Below are 23,087 nucleotides of genomic sequence, written 5' to 3' on the forward strand. Positions count from 1 at the left end.
CCGAGCGCACCCTGCTCTATGTGCACGGCGCGACCTATCCGTCCTCGACCGCGTTCGATCTGCAGCTCGACGGCATGTCGTGGATGGATTACATCGCGGGGCGGGGTTACGACGTCTATCTCCTTGACCTGCGCGGCTACGGCAAGTCGACGCGGCCGAAGGAGATGAGCGAAAAGCCGGAGGCGAATCCGCCGATCGTGCGCGGCGACACCGCGGTGAAAGACATTTCCGCCGTCGTCGATTTCATCCTGAAGCGGCGCAATATCCCGCGGCTCGACCTGCTCGGCTGGTCGTGGGGCACCACGCTGATGGCGACCTACACCACGCAAAACGCGTCGAAGGTGGAGCGGCTGGTGCTGTATGCGCCGGCCTGGATCCGCACCACACCGTCGCTGGTGCAGGCCGGCCCCGGACCGGTCCCGGCCTACCGCATGGTGCGCAGGGACCAGGCGCTCGGGCGCTGGTTGACAGGGGTTGCCGAGGACAAGAAAGCAAACCTTATTCCGGCGGGCTGGTTCGATGCATGGGCCAACGCGACCTGGGCAACCGATCCGGAAGGCGGCAAGATGGACCCGCCGGTGCTGCGGGCGCCTAATGGCGTCGTACAGGACGGGCTGGAGTTCTTTGGCGCCGGCAAGGCGTATTACGATCCGGCCAAGATCACGGTGCCGACGCTCTTGATCCACGCGGAGTGGGATCAGGATACCCCGGCCTACATGGCGCAGACGCTGTTTCCGCTATTGGTCAATTCGCCCGGCAAGCGCTACGTGCAGCTGGCCGAAGGGACTCACAGCATCATTATGGAGAAGAACCGGCTCGAGCTGTTCAAGGCGGTGCAGGCGTTTCTGGACGAGGCGGCGGGATTGTAAAGCCCGCCGTCGTCCCGGCGAACGCCGGGACCCATACGCCGTGCCCTCTCAATAGCGCACGGCGGTGGTCACACGGGGCAAACACTGCGTGCCGTCGCGAAGCCGGTGGTTATGGGTCCCGGCGTTCGCCGGGACGACTAAACGAGATCCTCCACCGGCTGCATGTCGATGCCGAACGTCTCGAGGAATTTCGACGTCATGATGTAGAAGCCGACCGAAAGCTGCAATTCGACCAGCGCGCCCGGCGTCAGTTTTGCGGCGATGGCGTCGAAGGTGGCGTCGGTCGGCTTGCGCAGCGTGACGACCTCGTCGGTGAAGGCGAGCACCGCGCGCTGTACGTCGTCAAAGCAGGTGGCTCCCTTCCAGTTTTCCAGCGCGGCATTCTGCGCGTCGGTGACGCCGGCGCTTTTGCCGATGCGCTTGTGCGCCGCCACCTCGTACGGCGCCTCGCACAGAATTCCGGTGCGGGTGATCGCAAGCTCCCGCAGCACCGGATCCAGTTCGCCGCGGAAGCGGATTGCCGCGCCAAGGCGGCAATATTGCCTCAGATAGTCGGGCGAATGCGCCATCATGCGAAAGATGTTGGCGCTGCGGTTTTTCGCGACGATGCCTGCGGTCCGCCCGTCAAGCTTTGCCGGATCGGAATAATCGATGCGCGCCATCACTCACCCTTTCCGTTGCCGTTGATACGCCGTCAGCGCTGCGCCAAAAGCCTGAAACAGTTTCCGGTTAACCGGATTACGCTGCGGATCGTACTCGGCATGCCATTGCACGCCGAGCGCAAAGCCCGGCGCATCGGCGATGCGGATCGCCTCGATGGTGCCGTCCTCGGCGGTGCCCTCCACCACCACGCGCTTGCCCGGCTCCAGAATGCCCTGTCCGTGCAGCGAATTGACCCGGATGGTCTCGCAGCCGAGCAGCGTTGCAAAAGCGCCGCCGGGGACCAGCGCGACATCGTGGCGGTCGGCGAAAATCACCCGGTGGTCGGGATGGATCTCGCCGGTCTCCAGCCGCGGCATGCGGTGGTTCATGCGGCCCGGCAATTCGCGGATCTCGGGATGCAGCGAGCCACCGAAGGCGACATTCATCTCCTGCAGGCCGCGGCAGATACCGAACAGCGGCACGCCGCGTTCCACGCAAGCCGCCGTCACCGACAGCGCGACGTCGTCGCGCGCGATGTCGTAGGGTTCGTGGCTGGGATGCGGCTCGGCGTTGAAGCGGGTCGGATGCACATTGGCCCGCGCCCCGGTCAGCACGATGCCGTCGACCACGTCTAAAAGCGCACCGATATCGGTGACCCCGGGCGCCGCGGCAAACATCAGCGGCAGCGCGCCGGCAACCTCCGCCACCGCGCGAAGGTTGCGCTCCCCGACCATCTGCACCGCGAACCGGTTTTCGACGCGATGCGCGTTTCCGATCACGCCCACCACCGGTTTTTTCATTTCGATTCGATTCCTGTTCGCTTGCCCGGTGGTTAATCATGCCCGCCAGGCCGCGCGGGATCAAGCTTCCGTGTCCCGGGCGCGATACAGCGCGCCTTTCGCGCTGCTTCGCAGAACCGGGACCCATTGAGCCGGGTGCAAGGAAGCATGGGCCCCGGCTCTGCAGCGCACCACGCCGTGAAGAACGGCGCGCTGCGCTGCGTCCGGGGCACGGATCACCCCTGAAACGCCACAGCATCGACCACTACGCAGCCTTTGCCCGCCGAGTCGAGCAGCACCGGGTTGAGGTCGAGGCTCACCACCCTGGCGGCGGGATCGAGCATCAGTTCGCCGATCTTCACCACCGCGTCACACAGCGCGTCGACGTCCATCGGCGGCTCGCCACGGACGCCTTCAAACAGCGGCGCGATGCGCAGCCGGCCGAGCGCCTGCTTCGCATCGTCTCTGGAAAACGGCGGCAACAGCAGCGCGGTATCGCGAAAGATTTCGACATATTTTGCCGCCGTCGCCGACCGCGACCACCGGTCCGAACACGGCATCGCGATGCGCGCCGATCATGATCTCGCGGCGGCCGCCGGCCATCGCCGCAATGATGACGCCGTCGAAGCGCGCACCATGCTTGCGGATGATTTCTTCCATCTGTGCGTAGATGTCACCCGCCTCCTCGCGGGTTTTGACGCCAAGCTTCACAAGGCCGAGCTCCGACTTGTGCGCAATGTCGGCCGAACAACCCTTGACGACCACCGGGCCGCCGATCGCCTCGAACGCGGCGATCGCTTCGGCGCGCGAGCGGCACAGCCGGTGCGGCACCACCGGAATGCCGCGCGCCGCCAATAGCGCAAGGCTGTCGGCCTCGTTCAGCATGGCGGTGGCCGTCGAGGACATCGCGGCGGCGCCGGCCGCGCTCCGCATCGCCTTGCGCTCGTGCGTGCGCGCCATCAATTCGCGATGCGCGAGGAACTGGTGCAGCGCCGTGACCGCCTCGGTCTCGGTCGGAAACACGGTGCAGCCCTCGGCGGAAAACTGCTCCGCGACGCTGCGTTGCGTGGCTGCGATCACCAGCGGCTTGCCGGTCTGCCTGCCGAACGCAGCGGCATCGCGCGCAAAAGCCTCGACGTCGTAGCCGGGTCCCGCCACCGGCACGCCGATCAAGAACGCGTCCGCCGCGGGATCTTCGGCAATCACCGGCAGGATGTCGCCGAACAGCCGGCTGTTGGAGAGCAGCGCCGCGGTGAGATCGATCGGATTGGTGGTGGTGGCAAAGCTCGGCAGGATGCCTTTTAGCTTCTTGTCCGTCTCATCGGCCAGTTTCGCCATCGGCATGCCGACATTGGTCGCGGCGTCCGCCGTCATCACGCAGACGGCGCCCGAATTGCTGATCGCGACCAGCCGCCGGCCCTTCGGCTTCCAGCCTTTCAGATAAAGCTCCGTGGCTTCCACGAGGCCGCGCATGTCGGGTGCGCGCCAGATGCCGTGATGCTCGAAGAACGCATCGACCACGCGGTCCTCATTGGCGAGCGCACCGGTGTGCGACTGCGCCGCCTGGCGACCGGCCTCGGAACGCCCCGATTTCAGCGCGATGATCGGCAGGTCGCGATCCAGCGCGACCGCCGCAAGTTCCTCGAGATATTTCTTGTCCGGTATGCTCTCCAGATACAGCAGCAACAGCTTGACTTCCGGATCCTCCGCCACCGCGACCGCGAGCTCGCCGACGGTGATGTCGGCGTCGTTGCCGGTGGCGTGGGTGTGACGCGTGCCGATGCCGCGCTGGCGCAGGAAACCGACCGGCACGGTGGAGAGCGCGCCGCTCTGGCTCAGCATGGCGACATGGCCTTCGGCGCGGTCCATGTCCATGAACATGGTGGAAAAGCTCGCGATCGCGCCGGTGCCGAAATTGGCCAGGCCTTGCGAATTCGGGCCGACGATGCGCATGCCGGTTTTATGCGCGGCTTCGACCATGCGGCGCTCCTTGGCCTTGCCGGCCACCGCGTCGACCTCGCCGAATCCCGACGCCATCACCACCGCGACCTTGACGCCATGCGCCGCGCAGTCCTCCACCGCGCCGATGGCGTTGTCGCCGGCGACCGCGATGATCACCATTTCCGGCGCCTCCGGCAGGTCGGCGAGGCTCTTGTAGCATTTATGGCCCTGCACCTCGGGGCGCGACGGATTGATCGGGAAAATCTTGCCGCGAAAACCGAACTTGTCGAGGTAGTGCACCGGCCGGCCGCCGACCTTGTTGGGGTTTTCCGACGCACCGATGATGGCGACGGATTTCGGGTCGAGCGCGGCACGCAGACGAGTCATGACCAGGTCCTTGTAAAGTATGGAACGAGGCGATCGGTGAAGCGTCGAAATCCCGCCGTCACCCGGTCGCCGATTTCAAGATCATTGTCGCCATGCGCCATCATGCGAAAACCTTCGGCGGCGTCGATCAGCACGATATTGTAAGGCACGTGCGCACGCGCCTCTGCCGTGGCGGCGCGGGCCACCACCGAGGTAGCAAAGACGACACCCTCGCCGCCGGCGCGCTTGTCCTGCGGGTCCGCCGCGCCGCAGGCGGCGCAAAAACTGCGGCGAAAATATTGCGTGGCGCCGCAGGCGGCGCAGGATTGATAGACGATCGTCTCCGCGCCCACCGTCCAGTCGTCGATCCGTGCTCCGCCGCTCATCTCACCCGCTCCAGAAACATGCTGACATGCGACGACAGCACGCCGCCGTCGCCATGCAGCAGCGCCACCGAGGCATCGCGGACCTGGCGGTTTTGCGCGCGGCCGGTCATCTGCAGATGCGTCTCGACCAGATGCGCCATCGCGCCGCCGACGCCGCAATGGCCGTAGCTCAACAGCCCGCCATGCGTATTGAGAGGCATCGCGCCGTCGCGGCCGAAATGCCCGGCGCGAACCCGCGCCGCCGCCTCGCCGCGGCCGGCCAAGCCAAGGTCTTCCAGCAGCATGGCCAGCGTGATGGTGAAGCTGTCATAGACGGCGGCATAGCGCACATCGGAGATCGCGATGCCGGAGGCCTTCCTGGCGCGGGCGATGGCGATCTCGGCGCCGAGTTCGGAGAGTGCGGGCGCGGCGGTGACATGCTGATGGGTATGCGCCTGCGCCGCGCCGCGCACGCGGATGCCGATCTCGCCGGTCGGCTCACGGCTGATGACGAAAGCCGCGCCGCCATCAGACACCGGGCAGCAGTCCAGCAGCTTCAGCGGCGTGGCGATGGGTTTCGAGGCCATCACGTCGGCCACCGTGATAGGTTCGTGAAACTGCGCGCCGGGATGCGTCAGCGCATGCGCGCGCATCAGGACGGCGAATTCGGCGAGGTCTTCCTGCGTCACGCCATATTCATGCATGTATCGGTTGGCGACGAGGCCGTAATAGGCCGGGATGGTCGGCCCGAGCGGCACTTCATAGGTGGGGTGACCGACCTGCGCCAGCGCCTGGATCGAAGCATCGCGGCTCTGCCCGGTCAGCCGGTTCTCCCCGCCGACAACAAGGATGTGCCGGGCGACACCGGCATCGACCAGCGTATGCGCCAGCATCGCCATCGCCATGCCCGTCGCGCCGCCGACCTGAATGGCGTGCGCGTAGGACGGTGTGATGCCGAAATGCTCGGCGAACACGGTCGCCAGCATGATGTGCGGCATGGTGGTGGAATAGCCGCACAGAAAGCCGTCGATATCGGCACGCTTGAGGCCGGCATCGGTGATGGCGGCTTGCGCGGCCGTGCTCATCAGATCGAGCGTGGACGCGCCTTCATGCTTGCCGAACGGGGTCAGGCCGACGCCGGTAATGAAGCTCATCTCAATACGACTTCGGCAGACCGAGGACACGCTCGGCGATGAAGGACAGGATGAGCTGCGGGCTGATCGGCGCGATGCGCGGGATCAGGGATTCCCGCAAGTAACGCTCGACGTGATATTCCTTGGCGTAGCCGAAGCCGCCATGCGTCATCACCGCCTGCTCGCAGGCCTGATAGCCCGCCTCGCCCGCGAGATATTTGGCGGCGTTGGCCGCAGGTCCGCAAGGCAAGCCCTTGTCATATTGCCAGCCGGCCGACAGCACCATCAGCCAGGCAGCCTCCAGCTCCATCCAGTTCTTCGCCAGGGGATGCTGGATCGCCTGGTTCTGGCCGATCGGCCGGTTGAACACGATGCGGTTCTTGGCATAGGCGGAGGCGCGTGACAGCGCGAGCTGGCCGAGACCGACCGCTTCGGCGGCGATCAGGATGCGCTCGGGGTTCATGCCGTGCAGGATGTAGTCGAAGCCGCGGCCTTCCTCGCCGATGCGGTCTGCGACCGGAATCTCGAAATTCTCGATGAAGAGCTCGTTGGAGTCGACAGCCTTGCGGCCCATCTTCTCGATCTCGTGCACCGCAATCTTCGAGCGATCAAAGTCGGTATAAAACAGGCTGAGACCGTGCGTCGGCTTCTTGACGTCTTCCAGCGGCGTGGTCCGTGCCAGCAGCAGAATCTTCTCGGCGACCTGTGCCGTCGAGATCCACACCTTCTGGCCGTTGACGACATATTTGTCGCCATCGCGCACCGCGCGGGTCTTGAGCTGCGTCGTGTTGAGGCCGGTGTTCGGTTCGGTAACCGCGAAGCACGCCCGCTCGCTGCCATCGACAATGCCGGGCAGCATCCGCGCGCATTGCTCGGGCGTGCCGAACACCACGACGGGATTGAGCCCGAACACATTCATGTGGATCGCCGACGCGCCGGACATCCCGGCCCCGGATTGTGAAATCGTCCGCATCATGATTGCGGCTTCGGTGATCCCCAGGCCGGAGCCGCCATATTGTTCGGGAATGCAGATGCCGAGCCAACCGGCCTGCGCCATCGCCTGATGGAAGTCAGCGGGGAAGCCGCCTTCCTTGTCCTTTCTCAGCCAGTAGGCATCGTCGAAGCGCACGCAGATCTTCTCGATCGCGTCGCGGATAGCTTCCTGGTTGGCGTCGTAGGCGAAATCCATGCGCTCAGACCTGCGAGATGTCGGGCGCCGGCATCTTGATCACGCCCAGTTCAAACAATTTGGCGATTTCCGCTTCGGAATAGCCGGCTTCGGTGAGAACCTCGGCGCTCTGCGCGCCAAGCCGCGATGCCAGCCGCGTCGGCGCCACCGGCGTCTTCGACCAGGTCGCCGATACCTTCATGTTGCGGACCGGGCCTTCGGTCGGGTGCTCGGTCTTCTGGAAGAAGTCGGTCGCCACCATGTGCGGGTCCAGCATCATGCTTTCGAGATCGTGCATCGGCAGCGACGGAACGTCGGCCTCCTCGAGCAGCTCGATCCATTCAGCCGTCGACCGCGTCAGGAAGATGCTCGCCAGCTGGCCGTTGACGACATCGATATGGGCGATGCGCTGCGCGAAGCTGGCATAGATCGGATCGGACAGCAGATCCTCGCGGCCAACCGCGGTCATGAAGCTGCGCCACTGTTTGTCGTTATAGACCATGGCGCAGATGTAGCCGTCGGAGGTCTGGTACGGCCTGCGATCCCGCGACAGATGCCGGGCATAGCCGCCTTTATCGAGCGGCGGATCGAAGGTGAGCCCGCCCATGTGATCGCCCATCATGAAGCTCGCCATGGTCTCGAACATCGGAATATCGACGCGTTGCCCCTCGCCGGTGCGATCGCGGTGCACGACGCTGGCGAGGATGGCGCCCACGGCGGTGAGGCCGACGATACGATCGACCAGCGCGTTCGGCACGTACCGCGGCACGCCGTCGCTGATGCGCGCGGTCAACGCCGGCAGCGCGGTAGCCCCCTGGATCAGATCGTCATAGGCCGGCTTGGCGGCGTAGGGACCGCTCTGGCTGAAACCGAACACGCCGGCATAGATCAGTCGCGGATTGATCTGCGCCAGCACCTCGTAACCGAGATTGAGCCGCGCCATCGCCTGCGGGCGAACGTTGTAGACCAGCACGTCAGCTGTCTCGATCAGCTTCAGCAGAGCGTCGCGGCCGGCATCCTGCTTGAGGTCGAGACAGATGCAGCGTTTGCTGCGGTTGGTATTGAGGAAGATTGGTCCCATGCCGGGATTGCGCATCGGCCCGATATTGCGAACCACGTCACCATCGGGCGGCTCGACCTTGATGACGTCGGCGCCGTAATCGCCGAGCATCTGGGTCGCATATGGCCCCATCATCACCGACGTCATGTCGATGATCCTGACCCCGTTCAGTGGTCCCATATCGGCGTCCGCTCCCGGCGATGATGCTTCGCGACGCTCTGGCGCCGTCATTCCGGGCCTAGTAACGGCATGGCCCGCGCAAGATCAAGGCCCGGCGGCGCGGGGCTCTATGCGCGAGACGGGGTGCGCTCTTTCTCAGCCTCCCCTGAAGGGTAACAGACGGCCTACTCTTTCATTCTCTCGCGCAGTTCGGTCTTCAGCACCTTGCCGTAATTGTTCTTCGGCAGGGCATCGAGAAAGACATATCGCTTCGGGCGCTTGAAGCGGGCGATGGCGCTCAGGCAATGACTATCGAGCGCGGCGTCATCAATGGTGCTGCCGGGTTCCCGCACCACGCAGGCGACGACGATCTCGCCCCATTCCGGATCGGGCACGCCGATCGCCGACACCTCGTGGACATCGGGATGCGTCAGCAAGGCCTCCTCGACCTCGCGCGGATAGATGTTGGTACCGCCGGAAATGATGACGTCCTTGGAACGATCCGACAGCGTGAGGAAGCCGTCCGCGTCGAGGTGGCCAACATCGCCGGTGCGCAGCCAGCCGTCTTGCAGGGTTTCGGCATTGGCCTTGTCGTTGTCCCAGTAGCCGAGCATTACCACCGGGCCCTTGGCCTCGATCTCGCCGGTCTCGCCCGCCGGCAATGGCTGGCCGTCGGCGCCGGTGATGCGGACCTGCATCACGCTTTGCGCGGTGCCGACCGAGGCCAACCGTTCGAGATAACGGGGATGATCGGTGTCGGCATGCCACGACCGCGGCAGCGAGGTGATGGTCATCGGCGATTCACCCTGGCCGTAGATTTGCACGAAGCGCTGGCCCATCACGGCGATGGCGTCGCGAATATCGGCCAGATACATCGGCCCGCCGCCATAGACGATGGTGCGCAGGCCCTCGCCGATCTCACCACGTTTCTTCGCGGCATCGACGAGGCGCCGCACCATGGTGGGTGCCGCGAACATCGCGACATGGTTCAACTCGCGCCCCAGCGTCAGCACCTCGTTAGCATCGAAGCCACCGGATTCCGGCACGACATGGCGCGCGGCCATCCGGACGTGGATGAAGTTGTACAGGCCTGCGCCGTGCGAGATCGGCGCGGCGTAGAGCACGGCGTCCTCTCGCGACACCTGATCGACGTCGGAGAGATAGCACAGCGACATCGCCACCAGATTGGCGTGGCTGAGCATCACGCCCTTCGGACGACCGGTGGTGCCGGAGGTGTAGAACAGCCACGCGAGATCGTGGTCGTCGCACGGCAATGGCTCCGGTGTGCCGCCATCGTCATGTTGCAGGAGGCGATAGCCGGCGCTGTCGACGGACAGCATCTGCATCGCGTCCGGCAGGTCTTCCATCACCGCGGACAATGCCGCGGCGCTGTCGTCATCGACCAGGGCCAGCATTGACCCGGCATTGTCACAGATCCACGCCGCCTCGCGGGCGTGCAGCTTGGCATTGATCGGGATCACTGCCGCGCCGATCCACCACACCGCATAGAGGCATTCGAGGTACTGCGTGGAGTTCGACATGAACAGAGCGACGCGGTCGCCGGGCGCGATGCCGAAATCACGTTTCAGGCCGGCGCCGATCGAAGCGGCACGGCGGGCGAACGCCGCGTAGTCGGCCTCGACCCGGGTACCGTTGAGCAGCGCCGGGGCATGCGGATGCAGCCGCCCCGACGCCGCCAGCCATTGTGCGATATTCATGCGTTACTTCGCGGGCTCGAGCACTGAGACATAGTTCGCCACCGCGGCACCGCCCATGTTGAAGATGCCGGCGAGCTTGGCGTTCTTGATCTGCATGCCTTCCGGCGCCTGCCCGAGCAGCTGCATCGCACTCAGCACATGCATGGAGACGCCAGTGGCACCGATCGGATGGCCCTTGGCTTTCAATCCGCCGGACGGATTGACCGGCAGCTTGCCGTCTTTCTGCACCCAGCCTTCCTTGATGGCGCGGGCGCCCTGCCCGCGCGGCGTCAGGCCCATCGCCTCGTATTCGATCAGTTCGGCGACGGTGAAGCAGTCATGGGTTTCGACGAACGAGAGATCGTCGAGCGTGATGCTGGCGGCTTCCAGCGCGCGCTGCCAGGCGACCGTGCAGCCCTCGAACAACAAAATATCGCGCTTCGACATCGGCAGGAAATCCTGCGCATGCGCCGTGGCCTTGATGGTCACGGCCTTGCCCATCGTTTTCGCAGTCTCAGAGTCGGTCAGCACCAGCGCCGCCGCGCCGTCCGACACCAGCGAGCAGTCAGTGCGCTTGAGGGGACCGGCGACGAACGGGTTCTTGTCGCTTTCGGAGCGGCAGAACTCGAAGCCGAAATCCTTGCGCATCTGCGCATAGGGATTGTGCACGCCATTGGCGTGGTTCTTGGCGGCGATCATCGCCAGCGCATCGGACTGATCGCCGTATTTCTGGAAATACTTCTGCGCGATGCCGCCGAACACGCCGGCAAAGCCCGCGGGGGTTTCGCCGTCTTCCGGCAGGTAAGAAGCGCGCAGCAGGTTCTTGCCGATCTCTGGCCCCGGCGTCCGCGTCATCTGCTCGACGCCGACAACGAGAACGATTTTTGCGGTGCCGGCGGCGATCGATTTAACGCCGGCGTGAACGGCCGCAGAGCCTGTCGCGCAAGCGTTTTCGACGCGGGTCGCGGGCTTGAAGCGCAGCGCCGGATCGGCCTGCAGCACCAGCGAGGCCGTAAAGTCCTGTGGCGAGAAGCCGGCGTTGAAATGGCCGAGCACGATTTCATCGACATCGGCAGCGCGGATGCCGGCATCGGCCATCGCCTCGGTGGCGACGCGGACGACGAGGCTTTCAACCGTCTCGGTATCGAACTTGCCGAACGGCGTATGCGCCCATCCAACGATGCTGGCGGTCATGGCGGTCTCTCCCGTGTGTCTGTTGTTGCGCTCAATATAGACACACGGAACGGCAGATCAATTCGTCATTGCCGGGACCCTTGCGACGCAATCCAGCCCTGCGTTGGGAAATGCGAGGCGCTTCGATCCCCCCGCTCACACCCTCATGGTGAGGAGGCGCCTCCTGGCGCCGTCTCGAACCGTGAAGAGATCGTCGCCATCCTTCGAGACGCGGCTGAATGGCCGCTCCTCAGGATGAGGTCTGTGGGCGTTGCGGGCGAGATTTCAATTGACGAATTTGCCGCCCAGTTCATCCTCGATATGGATGCGGATGATGTCGTCGAAGGTCTTCTCGGCAGTGGTGAAGCCGAGGCCGAGCGCGCGGTCAGTGACGAAATCGCGTGGCCAACCGGAGACGATGCCGGTGATCACCGGGTCTGTCTGTCTGACGATGCGGGCCACCACGCTCTTGCCGGCGACGCGCTCCAGCGCCGCGATCTGTTCGCCCACCGTCACCGACATGCCGGGCATCGAGAGATTGCGGCGCGCGCCCATCGCCGCAAGGTCCATCGTGCCGGCATGCGCGAGGAAGCCGACGGCCGAGCGCGGCGAGGCGTGCCAGTGGCGAACGTCCTCGCCGACTGGCAGGATCGCTTCCTTGCCCGACAATGGCTCGCGGATGATGTTGGAGAAGAAGCCGGACGCCGCCTTGTTCGGCGTACCCGGCCGTACGCAGATGGTCGGCAGCCGGATGCCGATGCCGTCGAGGAATCCCTTGCGGGTGTAATCGGCAATCAGCATTTCGCAGATCGACTTCTGCGTGCCGTAAGAGGTGAGCGGGGTGTGGAAGAACTCGTCGCCGATTTTTTCCGGGAAAGGCGCACCGAACACGGCAATCGACGAGGTGAAGACGAGGCGTGGCTTGTAACCGCGGCCGATGGCGCGGATCGCATCGATCAGAAACCGCGTGCCGTCCAGATTGATGCGATAGCCCTTGTCGAACTCAGCCTCGGCCTCGCCGGAGACGATGGCGGCGAGATGGAAAATGACGTCAGGTCTGCTCGCCACGAGCGGTCCGGCGGTGCCGGCGTCGGCGAAGTCGGAGGTGACGAGTTCGACCGGGATGGAGGTCGCGGGCTTTGCGGGCGCCACCACGTCCTGCAGCGTCAATTTAGTAATATCGGTGTTGCCGAGGCGGCCGTCGCGCACCAGTTTTTCAGTGAGCTTGCGGCCGACCATGCCGGCAGCGCCGAGGATGAGGATGTGCAAGAGCGATTTCCTTTTCTTGATTGCTTTTTTGTCGTTCCGGGGCGCACAGCGCGCCAGGGATGCGCGAACCCGGACCTCCGAAATGTTTCGCCATGTCGAGGTTCCGGGTTCGCTCGCGGCTGGCGCCGCTCCCGCCCCGAAACGACAGCGGACTATTCCTTCACCGCTCCGGTCATCGCCGACACATAATGTTCGACGAAGAACGCATACAGGATCACCAGCGGCAAGGAGCCAACCAGCGCGCCGGCCATCAGCGATCCCCATTTGTAGATGTCGCCATCAACGAATTCGTTGACGATGGCCACCGGCACGGTCTTGTTCTGGGTCGATTGCAGGAAGGTCAGCGCGTAGATGAATTCGTTCCAACAAAGCGTGAACGAGAAGATGAACGCAGATATCAGGCCGGGCACCGCCAAGGGCACGATGATCTTGACCAGGATCTGCCAGCGCGAGGCGCCGTCGATCAGCGCGCATTCCTCCAGCTCGAACGGAATGGTCTTGAAGTAACCCATCAGAAGCCAGGTCGAGAACGGGATCAGCAACGTCGGATAGATCAGGATCAGCGACAGCGGCGAGTCGAACAGGCCGTAGGCCTGGATCACGGTGGCCAACGGGATGAACAGGATCGACGGCGGCACCAGATACGCCATGAAGATCGTGGCGCCGACCACTTCCGCGCCGCGAAAGCGCAGCCGCACGATCGCATAGGCGGCGAGCACCGAAGCGATGATCGACAACGTGGTGGCTGCTGCGGCGACATACATCGTGTTCCACAGCCAGCGCGGATAGTTAGTCTCGAACAGAAGCTTGTTGATGTGCTTCAGCGTCGGCTTGATCACCCAGAACGGATTGAACCGCTCCATGTCGATCAGCTGTTCGTCAGGTTTGATCGAGGTCAGCGCCATCCAGTAGAACGGGAACAGCAGGATCACCACGATGATGAACAGCGGGATGTACAGCGTGACGATGCGGCGCGGCAGCGACTCCAGGTAGGTCATACCCTCGCTGTGGTCGTCCTGCTCGATGGTCGCAGCAGGCACGACGCGGTGCTGGTCGGCTACGTGATCAGTCATTGTCAGTGCCTTGCTGCCACTTGCGGCGTTGCATGCCGAACCAGGAGATTGCAATCGCCGCCATCAGGAACGGAATCATCGCGGTGGCAATCGCCGCCCCCTCCCCGAGCCGGCCGGAGAGAATGCCGCGCTGATAGCTCAGCGTCGCCATCAGATGGGTGGCGTTGACTGGCCCGCCGCGGGTCAGTGCCCAGATCAGCTGGAAGTCGGTGAAGGTGAACAGCACCGAGAAGGTCATCACGACCGCGATGATCGGCGTCAGCAGGGGATAGGTGATGAAACGGAAGCGCTGCCAGGAGGTCGCGCCGTCCAATGTGGCTGCCTCATACAAAGATGGCGACACCGTTTGCAGCCCGGCCAGCAGCGTGATGGCGACGAACGGCACGCCACGCCAGATATTGGCGAAGATCACGCTGCCGCGCGCCATGTTACTGTCGCCGAGGAAATTAATGTTGTGGTCGATCAGACCCATTTTGATCAGCGACCACGATATGATCGAGAACTGGGAATCGTAGATCCACCAGAACGCGATGGCCGACAGCACGGTCGGCACGATGAATGGGATCAGCACCGCGGCGCGGATCAGCGCCTTGAACGGCATGTGGCGGTTCAACAGCAGCGCGAGATACAGCCCGACGACAAATTTGATGGCGGACGCGACGATCGTATAAAGTAACGTGTTGAACACCGAGAGCCAAAAGATCGAGTCGTCTTTCAACCACTCATAGTTCTCAAGGCCAACGAACACGCCGGCCCGGCCGATGCGGTCGTCCGTAAAACTCATCCAGACGCCGAGAAACAGCGGATAGGCCAGAAACAGGATCAGGAATGCCGCCGCCGGCATCATGAACCACAGCGCCAGCCAGTTGCGGTTGGTACGCAGCCGGTCCCATGCCGAGGATTTTCCGACATGGCGGGTAGCTGATGGTAGCGACGTCTGGAGGGTGGTCATTCCATTGCAGCTCCGGTTGGTCGGTTCAGATCGTCATTGCGAGGAGCCCTTGCGACGAAGCAATCCAGCCTTTCCTTGCGGTTTTCTGGATTGCTTCGCTTCGCTCGCAATGACGGCGGAGAGGCCGGCGCGGATCACTCCGCGCCGGCCTCTATCATCACGCGCGGAAGATGCGCTTGGCGGCGCGTTCCGCCGAACCCATCGCGGTCTTCACGTCTTCGCGGCCGGTGCAGAAGTTGGCGTACATGTCGACCACCACGAAGTCGGCAATCGCCGCCGCCGCGTTCTCGCTCATCTGCGCCTCGCCCGCCGGGGTCGACGCCGAAGTAGCCACGTCGCGGTACGGCGTGTTCTTCGGATCGGCCGTCCAGATCGGGTTCTTCTCGTAGGCGTTGAGGAACGGCGACAGATAACCCTGCGCGGATTCGACCCACGGGTTGAACTGCTCGGGCTCCATCAGGAAGGCGGTGAACGCCTTGCAGGCCTGCGGGAACTTGGTGAAGGAGAAGATCAGGATCGGGAAGCCGAGATGCAATTCACGGCGCTTGCCGTCCAGACCCTTGGGCAGATGCGCGTGGTTCATGTCCTCGGCAATTGCGGGGGCCTCCTTCTTCGCCGTGACATAGATCGAGATGCCGTTGGTGGTGATGTGCAACTGCCCGGCAAGGAACGCCTTGTTGTTCGACGAGTCGTTCCACGACGCGGTGCCGGGAATGAAATTGTCGTACAGCGACTTGACGTATTCCAGCGACTTGGCGGTTTCCGGCGAGTTGATGACGACCTTGTTATCCTTGTCGATCAGCTTGCCGCCATGCGCCCACAGCGCCCAGTGCACCCAGCCATTGGCGTCGCCGGAAGCGTGGCCAAGCGCCATGCCGCCCGGCGTACCATTCTTGTTCATGCCCTTGAAGAGATCCTGCATACCTGCGAGATCGTCCGGGAAGGTCTTGTGGCCGGCCTTCTCGGCGGCGGCGACGCGGTAGTTGACGAGGCCGCCGGTGGCAGCGACGGGCACACCGATCCACTTGCCATTATACTTGCCGTATTGCTCGCCCGATGCGGCCCAGCCGCCATTCTTCTTGCCGAGATATTCGGCGACATCGGTGACGTCCATGCACTTGCTCGGAAACAGGAACGGCAGCGAGTACAGGCCCCACACCATATCGAGGCCCTGCCCGGTGTTCGCCGCGACCGACGCCTTGGGCTGGATGTCGTCATAGGATTCGTTGGAGACAGTGATCGTGGTGCCGGTCGCCTTCTGGAAGGCATCAACGATCTTCATGAAAGCCACATCCTCGGCCTCCACAAAGCGCTTCCAGCGCAGCAGGTTGATCTTCGCGCCGGCTTCCGGCTTCCACGGTGACGCCTGCGCCCAGGCCTTGGCGTAGCCGAGCAGTTGATCGGCAGACATGGTCGCCGCGGCGGCTAGCGTAATCGCACCGCCCTTGAGCAGAGATCGGCGATCCGGTGTAAATCCAGTCATCTTTCATCTTCTCCCTGTTTATTGGTTCGTTGATCGACCAATGATTTGAAATTGATTCAGATACGCTTGCCCGTGTCCTTGTCGAACAGATGCGCCGCGCTGGCGCGCGGGCGCAGGTGGACCTTGTCGCCGGGCGCGACCTGGCGGCGGTCGCGGAAGATCGCGATGATGTCCTGCGTGCCGATGCGGGCAACGATCTGGGTCTCGGAGCCGGTCGGCTCGACCACGATGATCTCGGCCTCGATACCGTCATCTGCGAATTCGAGATGCTCGGGACGAATGCCGTAGGTCACGGCCTTGCCATTCGACGCCGCAGGCGCGGCGGCGACCGGCAGCCGCGCACCGTTAGCAGTTTCGACCCAGGGTTGGCCGCCGTTGACCTTCAGCGTGCCCTCGAGAAAATTCATCGCCGGCGAGCCGATGAAACCGGCCACGAACTTGTTGTCGGGGCGATCGTAGAGTTCCAACGGCGCGCCCATCTGCTCGACGATGCCGTCCTGCATCACCACGATCTTGTCGGCCATGGTCATGGCCTCGATCTGGTCGTGGGTAACGTAGACCGTGGTGGTCTTGAGCCGCTGGTGCAGTTCCTTGATCTCGGCGCGCATCGCCACCCGCAGCTTGGCGTCGAGGTTGGACAGCGGCTCGTCAAACAAAAATACCTGCGGGTCGCGGACGATGGCGCGGCCCATCGCGACGCGCTGGCGCTGGCCGCCGGAGAGCTGCCGCGGGTAACGGTCGAGCAGCCGGCGCAGGTCAAGAATATCGGCGGCGCGGTTGACCTTGGTCGAAATCTCGCTCTTGTCGGCGCCGCGCAGCTTCAGCGAGAAGCCCATATTATCGGCGACGGTCATGTGCGGGTATAATGCGTAATTCTGGAATACCATCGCGATATCGCGTTCTTTCGGCTGCACGTCGTTGACGATGCGGTCCCCAATCGAAATCGTACCAGAGGTGATCTTTTCCAGGCCGGCGAGCATTCGCAGCAGCGTGGATTTTCCGCAGCCGGAGGGACCGACCAGCACGACAAAGGCGCCGTCCTCGATCGGGACCGATACCCCGTGGAGAACTTCAAACCCGCCGAAAGACTTACGCACGTCGTGGATCTGCACAGACGCCATGCCATTCCCCTCCAGGTAGTCGGACGTCCTGCGGCAAGCCGCGGCGTCTGTTGGCGGTGTCATAGCAGAAAATTTTTGCCTTGTCGTTGGATGATAGTCGTAGGGCACCCCTGCTCACATGACGTTGCGGAGCCGGCCTTGGCATGCAACCATCAATCGCCAAAGCGAAATATCATGACGCACCGATCAAGTGTGCGCTGCGGGAGAAATGATGAACAAGCCCCTCGCCGGGATCGTCCGGCGCAAACTCCGCTCCAGCGAGTGGTTCAACGATCCGCACAATCCGGCGATGACCGCACTCTATCTTGAGCGCTATCTGAACTACGGTTTGACGCGGCACGAACTGCAGTCCGGCAAACCGATCATCGGCATCGCGCAGACCGGAAACGACCTTTCGCCGTGCAACCGGCATCACCTCGAGTTGGCCAAGCGGGTCCGCGAAGGCATCACCGCGGCCGGCGGGCTGGCGATGGAGTTCCCGGTGCATCCGATCCAGGAAACCGGCAAGCGGCCGACCGCCGCGCTCGACCGCAACCTCGCTTATCTCGGCCTCGTCGAAATACTGTTCGGCTATCCCTTGGACGGCGTGGTGTTGACCACCGGATGCGACAAGACCACGCCAGCCTGCCTGATGGCGGCAGCGACAGTGAATCTTCCGGCGATCGTGCTGTCCGGCGGACCGATGCTGAATGGCTGGCATGACGGCGCGCGCACGGGTTCCGGCACCGTGGTGTGGAAATCGCGCGAGCGGCTGGCCGCCGGCGAGATCGACTACGAGGAGTTCATGACGCTGGTCGCCTCCTCCGCGCCTTCGGTTGGCCATTGCAACACGATGGGAACCGCCTCGACAATGAACTCGCTGGCGGAAGCTCTGGGCATGTCGCTGCCCGGCTGCGCCGCTATCCCGGCGCCGTATCGCGAGCGGGGCCAGATCGCCTATGAGACCGGCAGCCGCATCGTCGAGATGGTGTGGGAAGACCTCAAGCCGTCCGACATTCTGACGCGAAAAGCGTTCGAGAACTGCATCGTCGTCAATTCGGCGATCGGCGGCTCGACCAATGCACCGATCCATATCAACGCGCTGGCGCGGCACATCGGTGTCGAACTCTCGATCGACGACTGGCAGAGCGTCGGCCACGCCGTCCCGCTGCTGGTCAACATGCAGCCCGCCGGCTTCTATCTCGGCGAGGAGTATCACCGCGCCGGCGGCGTGCCGTCGGTGGTGCGCGAATTGATGCAGCACAAGAAGATCCACGAAGACGCGCTGACGGTGAACGGCCAAACAATGGGCGAGAACTGCGCAAAGGCGCCGCTGCCTGACAATGACGTGATCTGGAGCTACGACAAGCCGCTGGTAAAGGATGCCGGCTTCCTGGTGCTGCGCGGCAATCTGTTCGATTCCGCGATCATGAAGACCTCGGTGATCTCGAAGGAGTTCTTCGATCGCTACCTCGCCAACCCGAAAGATCCCAACGCCTTCGAGGGCCGCGCGATCGTGTTCGAGGGGCCGGAGGATTATCACCACCGCATCGACGACGAGGAACTCGCGATCGACGAGCACTGCATCCTGTTCGTGCGCGGCACCGGACCGATCGGCTACCCCGGCGGCGCGGAAGTGGTGAACATGCAGCCGCCCGCAGCCTTGATCAAGCGCGGCATCCACTCGCTGCCGTGCATCGGCGACGGAAGGCAGTCCGGCACGTCCGGCTCGCCCTCCATCCTGAACGCGACGCCGGAGGCCGCGGCCGATGGCGGTCTGGCGATCCTGCGCACCGGAGACATGGTGCGGGTCGATCTGAATGTCGGCAGCGCCAATATCCTGATCTCCGACGATGAGGTGAAGGCGCGTCGCGCGGCGCTGAAGGCCGCGGGCGGCTTCAAGTACCCCGCGCACCAGACGCCGTGGCAGGAACTGTACCGTTCGACGGTCGGCCAGCAGGCCACCGGCGCGTGCCTGGAACTCGCCACGCGCTATCACGACATCGCCGGCAAGATCGGCACCGCGCGGCATAATCACTAAGCCTGTCATTCCGGGGCGCTAGCGCATCCGCGCGAGCGAACCCGGAATCTCGATATGGGACGATGAACATCTCGAGGTTTCGGGTCTGCATCAGCCGGCTTCGCCGGCTGATGCAGACCCGAAACGACAGTTTAAAATTTCGCAAAGAAACATAAACAGGAGAACCACATGTCCGATCGCCTGAAAGGCAAGCGCGCCTTCGTCACCGCGGGTGCCGCCGGCATCGGCCGCGCCTGCGCGCTGGCGTTCGCGCGCGAAGGCGCGACGGTGTTTGCGACCGACCTCAACGAGGCCGGCGTCGCGGAGCTCGGAAAGGACGGCATCGAGGTCGCAAAACTCGACGTGCGCGACAGCGCGGCGGTGGCGGCGATGGCCAAGCGCGTCGGCAAGGTCGATATCCTGCTCAACGCCGCCGGCTTCGTGCACCACGGCACGGTGCTGGAATGCTCCGATGACGAATGGGATTTTTCGTTCGACATCAATGTGAAGTCGATGCACCGAACAATCCGTTCGTTCCTGCCGGGGATGCTGGAGGGCGGCCGCGGCTCGATCGTCAACATCGCCTCCGCAGCCGGCGTGTTCAAGGCCGCACCGAACCGCTACGTGTACGGCGCGACCAAGGCCGCGGTGGCGGCGCTGACCCGCGCGGTAGCGGCGGACTTCATCACCAAGGGCATTCGCTGCAACTGCATCTGCCCCGGCACCATCGAGACGCCCTCGATGCTCGACCGCGCCGCGGCGGCCGGCCCGAACGGCCGCGAGATGTTCGTCTCGCGGCAGCCGATGGGACGGCTCGGCACCGCCGACGAAATTGCAGCGCTCGCGGTGTATCTCGCCAGCGACGAGAGTTCATTCACCACCGGCGTCGCGCATGTCATCGATGGCGGCTGGACGCTGTAGTTGATGTCATTCCGGGGCCCGGGCAGCGTCAGCTGCAAGCGAACCTCAGCCGCTCCGATTGGAGCGGCGGGGAATCCCGAGATGGTTGAACATCTCGGGATTCCAGGTCTGCACTCCAACCGGCTTCTCCAGTTGGAATGCACCCCGGAATGACAATTGTGAGATCTCCAAGGCAATTCCAAAAAGGATTCTTCTCATGAACAAGATCGATTTGAACGGCCGCTGCGCCGTGGTTACAGGCGGAGCGCAGGGATTTGGGCGGGCGATCACCGAGCGTTTCGTGGCATCGGGGGCGAAGGTCGCGATCTGGGATCATGACATTGCGTTTGCCGAACGAACGGCGAAGCAGATCGGCGCAGGCGTGATCGCGGTCGGCGTCGATGTTTCCGACCTCGCCGCCGTCGAGAAGGCGCGCGACAAGACGTTGGCGGAGTTCGGCAAGATCGACATCCTCGTCAACAATGCAGGCATCGCCGGCATCAACAAGACGGTCTGGGACACCGATCTGGAGGAATGGCGCAAGGTGCTGCGCATCAACCTCGACGGTCCGTTCATCTGCTGCAAGGCGATCGTGCCCGGCATGGTGAAACAGAACTACGGCCGCATCGTCAACATCGCGTCGATAGCCGGCAAGGAAGGCAATCCGAACGCCGCGCATTATTCGGCGTCGAAAGCGGGGCTGATCGCGCTGACCAAATCGCTCGGCAAGGAATTGGCCGGCTTTGAGATCGCGGTGAATGCGATCACGCCGGCGGCGGCGAAGACGGCAATCTTTGACCAGATGACGCAACAACATATCGACTTCATGCTGTCGAAGATTCCGAAGGGCCGCTTCGTACTGGTCGAGGAACTGGCCGCGATGGCGGCGTGGCTGGCCTCGGAAGACTGCGCGTTCTCGACCGGCGCGGTGTTCGACATTTCCGGCGGCCGCGCGACGTATTAGCCGTCATTGCGAGGAGCACTTGCGACGAAGCAATCCAGTTCTTGCGACGTGCAGCCCTCTGGATTGCCGCGTCGCGGAGTTTATCATCGGGCCGGCGAAGCCGGACCCGTTGGCTCCTCGAAATGACGAAACTACCCCTTGCCCTTCACGCGAAAGATCACCGGCAGGGTAAAGCTCAATCCCTCGTCGGCAATCAGCGGCGGCGGGGCCGGCAACGGGTCGGAACGGCGCACCATCGCGACGGCGGCTTCGTCGAAGGCGTTGTCGCCGGAGCTTTTCACGACGCTGACGGCGAGCACGCGGCCTGTGCGGTCGATCTCGAAACTGACGGTGATCTCGGCGGTCTTCTGCTGGCGCTCGGCCGGATAGCGCTTGTGCCTGTCGAGATGCGCGACCAGTTCCTTTTGCCAGGTCACCTTCATGCGCTGCGCGCTCTGACCGGAGCCCTGCGCCGGGGCCACCGAGCGCGGCGCCTCCTGGGCGGCCTCGACGGACGGCATGGCGGTCGCTTCGGCGGCCACCGACTCCGTGGAGGCCGACTGCTGCACCGCCTGCTTCTCGGGCTCTTCCTCGGAGGGCTTCTTGGAATCGTTAGTGGTGACGACCCGGTCGGGATCCTCGCTCTCCTGCGGGATCGCCTTCGGCAGGTCGGTCTCCTTGACCTCGGCCTTCTGCTCGGCAACCGCCGGCGAGGCAGCCGACGCGTCGGTGTCCGGTCCCGGTGGCAGGTCCGAGGCTTCCAGCCGCGGCGACATCATTTCCAGCCCGACCTCGATCGCCGGCGCGCCCAGCGAGTCGTCGGCAATGTCCGTGTCCATCTGCACAACCGCCAGCGCGATGCCGATGCCATGCAGCATCACGGCGCAAAGCGCCGCAATCACCCACAGCCGTCGCGACGGCGCATTTGCATCGATATCGGACATCGACTTCAGTTCGTTCAGGGCTTCGGTTTATCGGCGGCCGCGGACGGCGTCGCGCCGGGGTCCGGCACGCCTTCCAGCGTCACCAGCTTGAGTTTGGTGTAGCCACCGGCACGCAGCAGTTCCAGCACGTCCATCATCTCGCCATAGGGCACCGCCCGGTCGGCACGAATAAAGATCGGTTTTTCCTTGTTGCTGTCCGGCATGGAATCAAGCGCCCGGATCAGGTCGACGCGCTTGACCATGGTCTCGCCGATCGCCACCGCGAGATCCGGCTTGATGCTGACATAGGTCGGCTTGTCCGGCTTCTTGGTCGGCTGCGCCGTCGAGGTCGGCAGATCGATCGGCAGGTCAACGGTGGAGAGCGGCGCTGCGACCATGAAGATGATCAGCAGCACCAGGATCACGTCGATGAACGGCGTGACGTTGATCTCGTGGGATTCCTCGAAATCATCCTCGTCGCCGGAGCTTTCGGAAAGCGACATGCCCATGATTATTCTGCCGCGCGCGAGTGCGAGCCGAGAACGCTGTTCTGGGTGCGATCGAGATCGCGCGACAGCAACCGTCCGGCGGCGCCGGAAGCCCGGCTAACCTGCTCCATGTAGCTCTTCGTGACGCGCGCGAAGTGGTTGTAGATGATCACGGCCGGGATCGCGGCGACGAGGCCGATCGCGGTCGCCAGTAGCGCCTCGGCGATGCCCGGCGCGACCACCGCAAGGTTAGTAGTCTGCGATTTCGAAATGCCGATGAAGCTGTTCATGATGCCCCAAACGGTGCCGAACAGTCCGACGAACGGCGCGGTCGCGCCAATGGTGGCAAGCAGCCCCGTGCCGCGCAGGATGCGCCGGGCGCGGGCGGCCTCGATGCGCTCCAGCCGCGACGCGATGCGCTCCTTGATGCCCTCGCGATCGGGAAAATCGGATGAGAGCCGCAGCTCCGCGCTCGCCGCCGCGACGAATTCGCCTACCGGGCTGTCCGTGCGGTCAATGTCGCGTGCGGCTTCGGTCAGGAAGCGGTGCGAAGAGAGCGCCTTCAAAGCCCGCGCCAAGCGCTG

Annotated in this window: 22 protein-coding genes; 4 read left to right on the forward strand and 18 right to left on the reverse strand. The window is 63.9% G+C overall.

Annotation, left to right across the window (positions count from 1 at the left end; translation table 11 throughout):
- Window positions 1–869 (forward strand): alpha/beta fold hydrolase (locus tag JWQ24_RS19215; protein WP_299811552.1); only part of this gene is annotated, 869 nt, incomplete at its 5' end.
- Window positions 870–1,006: 137 nt separating this feature from the next.
- Here JWQ24_RS19215 and JWQ24_RS19220 read toward each other — a convergent pair.
- The 15 genes from JWQ24_RS19220 to ugpC form a co-directional block, all read right to left on the reverse strand.
- A complete protein-coding gene (locus JWQ24_RS19220) occupies window positions 1,007–1,531 on the reverse strand; it encodes a carboxymuconolactone decarboxylase family protein (protein ID WP_299811555.1) in 525 nt (174 codons plus the stop codon).
- Window positions 1,532–1,534: 3 nt separating this feature from the next.
- On the reverse strand, window positions 1,535–2,311 hold the full coding sequence (locus JWQ24_RS19225) for a gamma-glutamyl-gamma-aminobutyrate hydrolase family protein (protein WP_299811557.1): 777 nt from the start codon (window positions 2,309–2,311) through the stop codon (window positions 1,535–1,537).
- Window positions 2,312–2,526: 215 nt separating this feature from the next.
- Window positions 2,527–2,772, reverse strand: coding sequence for an acetate--CoA ligase family protein (locus JWQ24_RS19230; RefSeq protein ID WP_299811558.1), 246 nt, complete (start codon window positions 2,770–2,772; stop codon window positions 2,527–2,529).
- Entirely contained in the window at window positions 2,705–4,618 is a 1,914-nt protein-coding gene (locus JWQ24_RS19235) for an acetate--CoA ligase family protein (RefSeq protein WP_299811560.1), read from the reverse strand. The genes JWQ24_RS19230 and JWQ24_RS19235 overlap by 68 nt, the downstream gene beginning before the upstream one ends.
- Window positions 4,615–4,983: an OB-fold domain-containing protein gene (locus tag JWQ24_RS19240; RefSeq protein ID WP_299811562.1), complete on the reverse strand. Its 369-nt coding sequence runs from the start codon at window positions 4,981–4,983 to the stop codon at window positions 4,615–4,617. The genes JWQ24_RS19235 and JWQ24_RS19240 overlap by 4 nt, the downstream gene beginning before the upstream one ends.
- Window positions 4,980–6,116, reverse strand: a complete 1,137-nt coding sequence (locus JWQ24_RS19245; RefSeq protein ID WP_299811564.1) for a thiolase family protein — start codon at window positions 6,114–6,116, stop codon at window positions 4,980–4,982. Before JWQ24_RS19245 ends, JWQ24_RS19240 begins: the two co-directional genes overlap by 4 nt.
- 1 nt (window position 6,117) lies before the next feature.
- Window positions 6,118–7,284, reverse strand: a complete 1,167-nt coding sequence (locus JWQ24_RS19250) for an acyl-CoA dehydrogenase family protein (protein WP_299811566.1) — start codon at window positions 7,282–7,284, stop codon at window positions 6,118–6,120.
- A 4-nt stretch (window positions 7,285–7,288) separates the two neighbouring features.
- Window positions 7,289–8,503, reverse strand: a complete 1,215-nt coding sequence (locus tag JWQ24_RS19255; RefSeq protein WP_299811568.1) for a CoA transferase — start codon at window positions 8,501–8,503, stop codon at window positions 7,289–7,291.
- Window positions 8,504–8,667: 164 nt separating this feature from the next.
- Window positions 8,668–10,200 (reverse strand): AMP-binding protein, encoded by a 1,533-nt coding sequence (locus JWQ24_RS19260; RefSeq protein WP_299811570.1) that lies wholly within the window; start codon window positions 10,198–10,200, stop codon window positions 8,668–8,670.
- Between the two features lie 3 nt (window positions 10,201–10,203).
- Window positions 10,204–11,373, reverse strand: coding sequence for an acetyl-CoA acetyltransferase (locus JWQ24_RS19265; protein WP_299811572.1), 1,170 nt, complete (start codon window positions 11,371–11,373; stop codon window positions 10,204–10,206).
- A gap of 264 nt (window positions 11,374–11,637) precedes the next feature.
- Window positions 11,638–12,621, reverse strand: a complete 984-nt coding sequence (gene denD, locus JWQ24_RS19270; RefSeq protein WP_299811574.1) for a D-erythronate dehydrogenase — start codon at window positions 12,619–12,621, stop codon at window positions 11,638–11,640.
- Between the two features lie 152 nt (window positions 12,622–12,773).
- Window positions 12,774–13,694: a carbohydrate ABC transporter permease gene (locus JWQ24_RS19275; RefSeq protein ID WP_299811575.1), complete on the reverse strand. Its 921-nt coding sequence runs from the start codon at window positions 13,692–13,694 to the stop codon at window positions 12,774–12,776.
- Complete coding sequence (locus JWQ24_RS19280; protein ID WP_299811576.1) at window positions 13,687–14,646, reverse strand: sugar ABC transporter permease; 960 nt, start codon at window positions 14,644–14,646, stop codon at window positions 13,687–13,689. Before JWQ24_RS19280 ends, JWQ24_RS19275 begins: the two co-directional genes overlap by 8 nt.
- Before the next feature lie 157 nt (window positions 14,647–14,803).
- The gene (locus JWQ24_RS19285) at window positions 14,804–16,129 is read right to left on the reverse strand and encodes an ABC transporter substrate-binding protein (RefSeq protein ID WP_299811577.1); all 1,326 of its coding nucleotides are present in this window, start codon (window positions 16,127–16,129) and stop codon (window positions 14,804–14,806) included.
- Between the two features lie 56 nt (window positions 16,130–16,185).
- Complete coding sequence (gene ugpC / locus JWQ24_RS19290) at window positions 16,186–17,250, reverse strand: sn-glycerol-3-phosphate ABC transporter ATP-binding protein UgpC (RefSeq protein ID WP_299811578.1); 1,065 nt, start codon at window positions 17,248–17,250, stop codon at window positions 16,186–16,188.
- Between the two features lie 211 nt (window positions 17,251–17,461).
- Here ugpC and JWQ24_RS19295 point away from each other — a divergent pair, with 211 nt between their 5' ends.
- The 3 genes from JWQ24_RS19295 to JWQ24_RS19305 all read left to right on the forward strand — a co-directional run bounded on the left by JWQ24_RS19295 (window position 17,462) and on the right by JWQ24_RS19305 (window position 21,113).
- Window positions 17,462–19,270, forward strand: a complete 1,809-nt coding sequence (locus tag JWQ24_RS19295) for an IlvD/Edd family dehydratase (protein WP_299811579.1) — start codon at window positions 17,462–17,464, stop codon at window positions 19,268–19,270.
- Window positions 19,271–19,438: 168 nt separating this feature from the next.
- A complete protein-coding gene (locus JWQ24_RS19300; RefSeq protein WP_299811580.1) occupies window positions 19,439–20,170 on the forward strand; it encodes an SDR family oxidoreductase in 732 nt (243 codons plus the stop codon).
- Window positions 20,171–20,366: 196 nt separating this feature from the next.
- Window positions 20,367–21,113, forward strand: coding sequence for an SDR family NAD(P)-dependent oxidoreductase (locus tag JWQ24_RS19305; protein WP_299811582.1), 747 nt, complete (start codon window positions 20,367–20,369; stop codon window positions 21,111–21,113).
- Between the two features lie 131 nt (window positions 21,114–21,244).
- Here JWQ24_RS19305 and JWQ24_RS19310 read toward each other — a convergent pair whose 3' ends face one another.
- From JWQ24_RS19310 to exbB, 3 genes are all read right to left on the reverse strand, one after another.
- Window positions 21,245–22,036 (reverse strand): energy transducer TonB, encoded by a 792-nt coding sequence (locus JWQ24_RS19310; RefSeq protein ID WP_299811584.1) that lies wholly within the window; start codon window positions 22,034–22,036, stop codon window positions 21,245–21,247.
- 14 nt (window positions 22,037–22,050) lie between these two features.
- Window positions 22,051–22,524, reverse strand: a complete 474-nt coding sequence (gene exbD / locus JWQ24_RS19315; protein ID WP_299811585.1) for a TonB system transport protein ExbD — start codon at window positions 22,522–22,524, stop codon at window positions 22,051–22,053.
- A gap of 2 nt (window positions 22,525–22,526) precedes the next feature.
- Window positions 22,527–23,087, reverse strand: a 561-nt coding sequence (gene exbB, locus JWQ24_RS19320) for a tonB-system energizer ExbB (protein WP_299811586.1), incomplete at its 5' end; no start/stop codon positions are given.

The sequence above is a fragment of the Tardiphaga sp. genome, assembly GCF_028290495.1.
GTDB lineage: Bacteria > Pseudomonadota > Alphaproteobacteria > Rhizobiales > Xanthobacteraceae > Tardiphaga.

What these genes read in the sequence shown, in the direction of transcription:
- JWQ24_RS19305 (WP_299811582.1), top strand. Translation starts at nt 20,367, where the DNA reads ATGAACAAGATCGATTTGAACGGCCGCTGCGCCGTGGTTACAGGCGGA.
- JWQ24_RS19260 (WP_299811570.1), bottom strand. Translation starts at nt 10,200, where the DNA reads ATGAATATCGCACAATGGCTGGCGGCGTCGGGGCGGCTGCATCCGCAT.
- JWQ24_RS19245 (WP_299811564.1), bottom strand. Translation starts at nt 6,116, where the DNA reads ATGAGCTTCATTACCGGCGTCGGCCTGACCCCGTTCGGCAAGCATGAA.
- JWQ24_RS19285 (WP_299811577.1), bottom strand. Translation starts at nt 16,129, where the DNA reads ATGACTGGATTTACACCGGATCGCCGATCTCTGCTCAAGGGCGGTGCG.
- JWQ24_RS19235 (WP_299811560.1), bottom strand. Translation starts at nt 4,618, where the DNA reads ATGACTCGTCTGCGTGCCGCGCTCGACCCGAAATCCGTCGCCATCATC.
- JWQ24_RS19220 (WP_299811555.1), bottom strand. Translation starts at nt 1,531, where the DNA reads ATGGCGCGCATCGATTATTCCGATCCGGCAAAGCTTGACGGGCGGACC.
- JWQ24_RS19240 (WP_299811562.1), bottom strand. Translation starts at nt 4,983, where the DNA reads ATGAGCGGCGGAGCACGGATCGACGACTGGACGGTGGGCGCGGAGACG.
- JWQ24_RS19275 (WP_299811575.1), bottom strand. Translation starts at nt 13,694, where the DNA reads ATGACTGATCACGTAGCCGACCAGCACCGCGTCGTGCCTGCTGCGACC.
- JWQ24_RS19280 (WP_299811576.1), bottom strand. Translation starts at nt 14,646, where the DNA reads ATGACCACCCTCCAGACGTCGCTACCATCAGCTACCCGCCATGTCGGA.
- JWQ24_RS19295 (WP_299811579.1), top strand. Translation starts at nt 17,462, where the DNA reads ATGAACAAGCCCCTCGCCGGGATCGTCCGGCGCAAACTCCGCTCCAGC.
- ugpC (WP_299811578.1), bottom strand. Translation starts at nt 17,250, where the DNA reads ATGGCGTCTGTGCAGATCCACGACGTGCGTAAGTCTTTCGGCGGGTTT.
- JWQ24_RS19255 (WP_299811568.1), bottom strand. Translation starts at nt 8,503, where the DNA reads ATGGGACCACTGAACGGGGTCAGGATCATCGACATGACGTCGGTGATG.
- exbD (WP_299811585.1), bottom strand. Translation starts at nt 22,524, where the DNA reads ATGGGCATGTCGCTTTCCGAAAGCTCCGGCGACGAGGATGATTTCGAG.
- JWQ24_RS19225 (WP_299811557.1), bottom strand. Translation starts at nt 2,311, where the DNA reads ATGAAAAAACCGGTGGTGGGCGTGATCGGAAACGCGCATCGCGTCGAA.
- JWQ24_RS19250 (WP_299811566.1), bottom strand. Translation starts at nt 7,284, where the DNA reads ATGGATTTCGCCTACGACGCCAACCAGGAAGCTATCCGCGACGCGATC.
- JWQ24_RS19310 (WP_299811584.1), bottom strand. Translation starts at nt 22,036, where the DNA reads ATGTCCGATATCGATGCAAATGCGCCGTCGCGACGGCTGTGGGTGATT.
- JWQ24_RS19265 (WP_299811572.1), bottom strand. Translation starts at nt 11,373, where the DNA reads ATGACCGCCAGCATCGTTGGATGGGCGCATACGCCGTTCGGCAAGTTC.
- JWQ24_RS19300 (WP_299811580.1), top strand. Translation starts at nt 19,439, where the DNA reads ATGTCCGATCGCCTGAAAGGCAAGCGCGCCTTCGTCACCGCGGGTGCC.